General features: G+C 62.7%; 7 protein-coding genes and 1 tRNA gene. 3 read left to right on the forward strand and 5 right to left on the reverse strand.

Translation table 11 applies throughout. From position 1 onward, the window contains the following. Positions 1-779 precede the first annotated feature (779 nt). Both ASD45_RS10410 and ASD45_RS24000 read right to left on the reverse strand, forming a co-directional pair. Positions 780-873: transfer RNA gene (locus ASD45_RS10410), tRNA-Ser, on the reverse strand. Between the two features lie 247 nt (positions 874-1,120). Beyond that, on the reverse strand, positions 1,121-1,339 hold the full coding sequence (locus ASD45_RS24000) for a hypothetical protein (RefSeq protein ID WP_244485284.1): 219 nt from the start codon (positions 1,337-1,339) through the stop codon (positions 1,121-1,123). Between the two features lie 29 nt (positions 1,340-1,368). Between ASD45_RS24000 and ASD45_RS10420 the strand changes: the two genes are divergently transcribed. Further along, on the forward strand, positions 1,369-3,045 hold the full coding sequence (locus ASD45_RS10420) for a tetratricopeptide repeat protein (protein WP_156380797.1): 1,677 nt from the start codon (positions 1,369-1,371) through the stop codon (positions 3,043-3,045). Here the strand turns inward: ASD45_RS10420 and ASD45_RS10425 are convergent. Continuing rightward, entirely contained in the window at positions 3,042-3,332 is a 291-nt protein-coding gene (locus tag ASD45_RS10425; protein WP_056911419.1) for an SEL1-like repeat protein, read from the reverse strand. The two genes, ASD45_RS10420 and ASD45_RS10425, sit on opposite strands and share 4 nt — an antisense overlap. A gap of 126 nt (positions 3,333-3,458) precedes the next feature. After that, positions 3,459-3,737, reverse strand: a complete 279-nt coding sequence (locus ASD45_RS23715; protein ID WP_162249409.1) for a hypothetical protein — start codon at positions 3,735-3,737, stop codon at positions 3,459-3,461. A gap of 68 nt (positions 3,738-3,805) precedes the next feature. On the opposite strand from ASD45_RS23715, the gene ASD45_RS10430 reads away from it, so the two are divergent. Next, complete coding sequence (locus ASD45_RS10430; RefSeq protein WP_056911420.1) at positions 3,806-4,192, forward strand: DUF2147 domain-containing protein; 387 nt, start codon at positions 3,806-3,808, stop codon at positions 4,190-4,192. Between the two features lie 78 nt (positions 4,193-4,270). Here the strand turns inward: ASD45_RS10430 and ASD45_RS10435 are convergent, their stop codons facing one another. Continuing rightward, the gene (locus ASD45_RS10435; RefSeq protein ID WP_244485286.1) at positions 4,271-5,107 is read right to left on the reverse strand and encodes a glutathione S-transferase N-terminal domain-containing protein; all 837 of its coding nucleotides are present in this window, start codon (positions 5,105-5,107) and stop codon (positions 4,271-4,273) included. Between the two features lie 230 nt (positions 5,108-5,337). On the opposite strand from ASD45_RS10435, the gene ASD45_RS10440 reads away from it, so the two are divergent. Further along, positions 5,338-5,637 (forward strand): hypothetical protein, encoded by a 300-nt coding sequence (locus ASD45_RS10440; protein ID WP_244485288.1) that lies wholly within the window; start codon positions 5,338-5,340, stop codon positions 5,635-5,637. The last annotated feature ends 405 nt before the right edge of the window (positions 5,638-6,042 follow it).

The following is a 6,042-nucleotide window of genomic DNA, read 5'->3' on the forward strand; positions in this document are numbered from 1 at the left end:
GCCTTGACGGGAAGATCGGCCGCCTGTGCGCCAGCAGCAGCGACGAGACCCGCCGCGGTGCCGAGCAGAAGGCTTTTCACCATCTTCATTTTGAACCTCCAAAAGACTGTTTATCGTGAGAGGGTTCCGTATCCGTCCAGTGCGACAGCACCTTTGGAACTTCCCCTAGCTCCCCGCAACCTGGTTAGTGACCGACCCAGCCGATGCGCCCTAAGCACGGACTTACCATCTGGAGCCATCCATCAACCTGGAAAGCACGACCTGGGGATGCCCCCTCCGCCGCAGGTCGAACATTAGCCATTGAGCCCCTAGGCGCAACGACGAAGCGCCTCGCGCACAGGCCTTGGCGGCGCTTTTCAAGGGAGTGTTGCGCAAAAAACACGCACATTCGGACAGCTCTAAATCGCCTATTAACGACGATTATACTGCCACCGGAAGCTTTCCTTTCTATTAAGTAAAACAAGACGTTAACGCGGCATGGCGTCCGCCGTCGCGCGGTTGTCCGAAGCACCGATTTCACGCGCGGTGATACGTCAGCTCACGAAACGGACTCCTGGAACCTCTCCGCGTTCCACGGCCCGCCTTGGTGTGAAACGTCGATTTTGGCGCCGCTGACGATTCGACGATTCGCGCCGTTGCGGATTGGAAAAGGAGCGGCAGCGCCCTGCGGGCACGCGACGGAACTCCAACGTCGGATACCGACAGTTCTCAACGCCGGACGCCGCGCAAGCGGGCCCCGCATCGAAAATCAGAATTCAGGACAGGAGAAGATCGGGAATTGGCGGAGCCGGAGGGATTCGAACCCTCGATACGCCTTTACAAGCGTATAACGGTTTAGCAAACCGCCGCCTTCAGCCACTCGGCCACAGCTCCGACGCGCCATGGCGTACAGAACCGGGCCTAGCCCGTCAATTCGCACGAGGACCTCGCGCGCCTTATATTGCCAGATGTCGCTTTTGCCGGCCGTGGACCCGCTTGCAGCCAGCGGCACACTTGAACAGGAGTCTTCCGCCGTGCGGATCTTTTCAGTATCGACGTCGCTAATGCTTTTGGTCGCCAGCGCTCTCGTCTCGGCGCCGAGACCCGCCGCCGCGGAGATCATCTATCCCTGGTGCGCGATCTACAGCGAGCGCACCGTCGGCGCGACGAATTGCGGCTTCAGCACGCTGGCCCAGTGCCGCGCCACCATCAGCGGCGTCGGCGGCTGGTGCGTGGAAAATCCCGAGTACAGGCCTGCGTCGCCACCCCGGCCGAAGCGCCACAGCCAGCCGCGATAAACCGCGGGGACGGGCCGCCGGCCGATTGACAAGGCCGGCCCGCGCCGCGCATGCGAACGCATCTACAATCTCCATCGCACCACGAGCCAGCGTGCCAGCACCCCGTTTCGATCTAGGGCAAACGCTTCAGGACGGCCTTCGCCTGCATCGCGAGGGCCGCCTGCACGACGCCGAGAAGCTCTATGCCCGCGCGCTGAAGGCGGCTCCCGATAACTTCGACGCCTTGAACCTGCTCGGCGCCATCAAGGCGCAGACCGGCAAGATGGGCGAAGCGCTGCGCCTCCTCACCGCCGCGGTTAAGGTCAATCCAGGCGCTGCCGATGCCCTGGTCAATCTTGCGAACGTCTTGCATGCGCTCAAGCGTGACGCCGAGGCACTCGACTGCCTCGACAAGGCGCTGCGCCTCAATCCGCACGATACGCAAACGCAGCTCAACCGCGCTTCTGCGCTGCTGAGCATGAAGCGGCCGCAGGATGCGCTTGCCAGCCTGGACATGGTGCTCGCCCGCGAACCGCAGAATGCGGCCGCACTGCTCAATCACGGCGTCGCCAAGGCCGAACTCGGTCATCACGCCGACGCGCTGGGCGACTTGAACGCCGCGCTGCGTCTCGCGCCGGGCAATCCCACCCTGCTCTACAATCGCGGCAGTGCCTTTCTGCATCTCGGAAAACCCGCAGAGGCGCTGGCCGATCTCGACCGCGCCGTCGCGGCACTGCCCGACCATCGGCTGGCCTGGAACAACCGAGGCCGCGCGCTTGAAATGCTCAATCGCCATGACGAGGCGGCGGCCAGCTTTGGCAAAGCGATCGCGATCGACAAGGACTACGCCGACGCCCATTTCAACCTGTCGCTGGCTCTGCTGGCGCTGGGAAAGCTCGAGCAAGGTTTTGGCGAATACGAATGGCGGTGGAAGCGGTCCGGGGTGACCGATCGCCGCCGCGGCTACGGACGACCACTATGGCTTGGCGAGTATCCGCTCGCCCGCAAGACCATCCTGCTGCACGCCGAACAAGGTCTCGGCGACACCATTCAATTCGCGCGCTACGCTTCGATGCTGGCCAATACGGGCGCACGCGTCGTGCTCGAAGTGCAGGCCGAATTGAAATCGCTGTTCGCCAACATGCCGGGCATTGCGTCATGCCATGCACGCGGCGAGCCCCTGCCCGCCTATGACGTTCAATGCCCGCTTGGAAGCCTGCCGCTGGCCCTGAAAACGACCGCTGAGACGGTGCCGGCGCCGATCCCATATGTAACCGCGGATCCGGAACGGATGGCGAAGTGGCGCCCTGCCATCGACAAGTTGCCGGGCAAGCGCGTCGCGCTGACCTGGGCCGGGCATGCCCACCACGTCAACGACATGAACCGTTCAATCCCGCTCGAGACGCTTGAGCCGCTTCTGGCGCAGCCCGGAATTTCATTCGTCAGCGTCCAGCACGAACTGCGCGAGACCGACGGCGAGATCCTTGCGCGCCATCCCCAGGCAACCAATCTGGGCACCCAATTTACCGACATGGCCGATACCGCGGCGGTGCTGTCGCTGGTCGACCTCGTCATCGCGGTCGACACCTCTGTCGCCCATCTCGCGGCCGCCATGGGACATCCGACCTGGGTCCTGCAGCCGTTCACGCCGGACTGGCGCTGGACGTTAACGGGCGCGCGCAGTCCCTGGTATCCGCAGGCGCGCTTGTTCCGTCAGCCGGCGATCGGCGACTGGTCAGCCGTCGTCGCGAACCTGCGCGACGCCTTGATCGATAGCGCGAAGTTTTAGGCTGCGATGCGGACCGGCACGGCCGGGGCCGGCTGGTGCATCTTGAGCCAATCGCGGGCGGCGCGCTGTGCGCAACCGATCTCGCTGTCCGCCATCTGATCGGCGACCTCACGGCGCAGGTGCGCCGCTTCGCGGTGACCGCGCATGGCCGCGATGTTGAACCACTTGTGCGCCTCGATCAGATCGACCGGCACGCCGGCGCCGGCGGAATGGATCATGCCGAGGTTGAAGCACGCCTCGGCGTCGGCCGGCTCGCTGTTCGCCGCGATCACCGTGAGATTGACCATGTTTAACTCCCGTCCTGTTCGCAGCCGTATCTCGGCTGGCAGAAAATTCGTATCCCTGTCTGCGCAACGTTGATGCTGCGCGTTAGGGCCGATCTTCGGGAGAAAATTTGAATAGCAGTTTAAGCGTCAGCGTGAATCGATTGTGAACAATGTGGCGAAAACCCGCCTGCTCGCTGCAAAAAAGCCCGAGAAATATGGCCTTTTGACGCTGCTACCGTCGGCTGCAACAAATTTATAACCGAATTGATTGGCAGCCAGGTAACCAATTTCCAATGTTGCAGTTATATGACAAGGGCGCCCGCAAGCACCGGAAACGGTCAGCGGGTTCCCGGTCACGATTTTCACGGGGCCGGGCGACATGCCGATACACACAGAGCAAGACAGAAGCAGTTCGAAAGGCAGCAATGAGATTTCCCCGTTTCCATAGGGTCTCGATCGCGTCGATAGCGTCAGCCCTTTTCGGTATCGCCCTAATGGCCGTGGCCCAAGCCGCCATGCCGGTGACAGGCACCTGGCTGTCGGCGGACGGCGGCACCAAGGTGCGCGTCAGCGATTGCGGCGGCAAATTGTGCGGCAAGGTCGTGTGGCTTAACGAGCCGATCGACCAGTCCACCGGCCGGCCGAAGACCGACAAGCACAATGCCGACGCCGCCAAGCGGACGCGACCGCTCCTCGGCGTTCAGGTCGTGCAAGGCATGAAGCCGGCCGGCGATAACAAGTGGTCCGGCCAGATCTATAATGCCGACGACGGCAAGGTCTATCAGGCCAACGTGACGCTCGTCAGCGAGAACGCGATGCGCGTGCAAGGTTGTGTGCTCGGCGTGCTGTGCAAGAGCCAGACCTGGACGCGCGCCGACTAGGCGGTGCTTCACCGCAAAGGAAAGCCGGCCGACTACGGCCGGCTTTTTTGTTGTTTCAACGCGACGGCTCGTCCTGCCCTAACGGGCGCGCTGGCCGAACAGCACCGCCTGTACCTTCGGATTCTTCATGTCGACGCCCTGACGCAGCTCCTGGCCCACCACCAGGCCGCGGGCCACCGCCGGACGCGCCTTCATCCGCGCGATCCAGCGCTTGAGATGCGGAAACTGCTCAATGTCCTGGCCCTGCCGTTCCCAGCCACTGACCCAGCCGATCAGCGCCATGTCGGCGATCGAATACCGGCCGGCGATGAAGTCGCGATCCGCCAGCCGCTTGTTCATCACCCCATAGAGCCGGTTCACCTCATCGACGTAACGCGCAATCGCGTAGGGAATGTTCTCGCGCGCGTAATTCTTGAAATGATTGGCCTGCCCCGCCATCGGTCCGACGCCGCCAACCTGCCAGAACAGCCACTGGTCGACCTCGACGCGGCCGCGTTCATCCCTGGGATAGAACTTGCCGGTCTTGCGAGCGAGATACTGCAGGATCGCGCCGGACTCGAAGATCGAGATCGAGCGTCCGCCCGGTCCGTTCGGATCGACGATCGCCGGAATGCGGTTGTTCGGCGAGATGGCGAGGAAAGCCGCGTCAAACTGATCGCCCTTGGCGATGTTCACCGGCTTGACGACATAAGGCAGCCGGCACTCTTCAAACATGATCGAGATTTTGAAGCCGTTCGAGGTCGGCCAGTAATACAGTTCGATCGGCTTGACGCCTCTGCGCCCCGCCTGGCCTTTTCCCGCTGCTCGCTGCTGAGATGCCGAGCGCCCCGCACCCGTGGGCGCTGAAGGCCGAGTCCGCATAGCCGCGCGGCGAGACTTGCTCTTGTCGCCGCGCAGTTCAGGTCGACGCGCCATGTCACAGCCCCCTGCGACCGAGATTTCTCATTCCGTTCTAGGGGGCGGGGCAAAAACTACAACAGAGCACGCTTGCCCCTAACGCGTTCGTGTCACAATCACACGCTGCGTGACTGGACGACCACAACTCCCATTCGATAGGATGTACTCTCTGGGTTGTGGAAAGGTGCAACGGCAAGCCGACGCGCCGCCCAAGATATGAGGTCAACAGCGTTTCGCGGGAGGAAATCTTGTCCAGCTTCAAGAACAGAATGTCGATTGCGATCGCGGCCGCCATTGTCGCCGCCGGTTTGGCTACGGCCGCGCCCGCCTCGGCGCAAACCGCCGCCAGCACGAGCTCAACAACGACAGCAGCACCGGCGGCAAAGCCGAAGCGCACGCCGACGCCCGGTCAACTCGCGGCCCGCGAGCGGCAAAAGAAGTGCGCCGCCGAATGGAAAGAAGCCAAGGCGGCGGGCAAGGTCGAGAAAGGAATGAAGTGGCCGCAATATTGGAGCGCGTGCAACAAGCGGCTCAAGGGCGCGACCTGAACGAAGCCGCCGTGTCCCGAAGATCAGCTTGGCGACCGGCTGTGCCGGCCTGGCGACGAACACGGATCAAGACAGCGTTCGCGCGGCCGTGACCGACCGACAAGCCAACTTCCAAATCGACAGTGTGGTCCTGAAACTCGGAGGGCGTCGGCGAGACATAATGTCTCGCCGACGCCCTCTGATGTCACCGGAACCGGGTGCTCTGGAAAACGACTGCTTGCGCTATCGCACCTGATGCACACCGGCTCCCTAATGACGCGGTCCTCAACGCATGAACGCCGAAGACCGGGAAGTGGCGCTAGACCTAGAGCTTCTTCTTACGCTTCTTGGTCTTCTTCGCCGCCTTCACTGCCTTCTTCTTACGTTTAGCCATTTGCTGCCCTCCTAGCCATATAGAATGGCGGG

Source organism: Pseudolabrys sp. Root1462 (genome assembly GCF_001426945.1).
Taxonomy (GTDB): domain Bacteria; phylum Pseudomonadota; class Alphaproteobacteria; order Rhizobiales; family Xanthobacteraceae; genus Pseudolabrys.

Excerpts from the sequence above, each read along its gene's own strand:
- ASD45_RS10425 (WP_056911419.1), bottom strand. The coding sequence starts at position 3,332 with ATGGTCAATCTCACGGTGATCGCGGCGAACAGCGAGCCGGCCGACGCC.
- ASD45_RS10435 (WP_244485286.1), bottom strand. The coding sequence starts at position 5,107 with ATGGCGCGTCGACCTGAACTGCGCGGCGACAAGAGCAAGTCTCGCCGC.
- ASD45_RS10430 (WP_056911420.1), top strand. The coding sequence starts at position 3,806 with ATGGCCGTGGCCCAAGCCGCCATGCCGGTGACAGGCACCTGGCTGTCG.
- ASD45_RS24000 (WP_244485284.1), bottom strand. The coding sequence starts at position 1,339 with ATGCGTTCGCATGCGCGGCGCGGGCCGGCCTTGTCAATCGGCCGGCGG.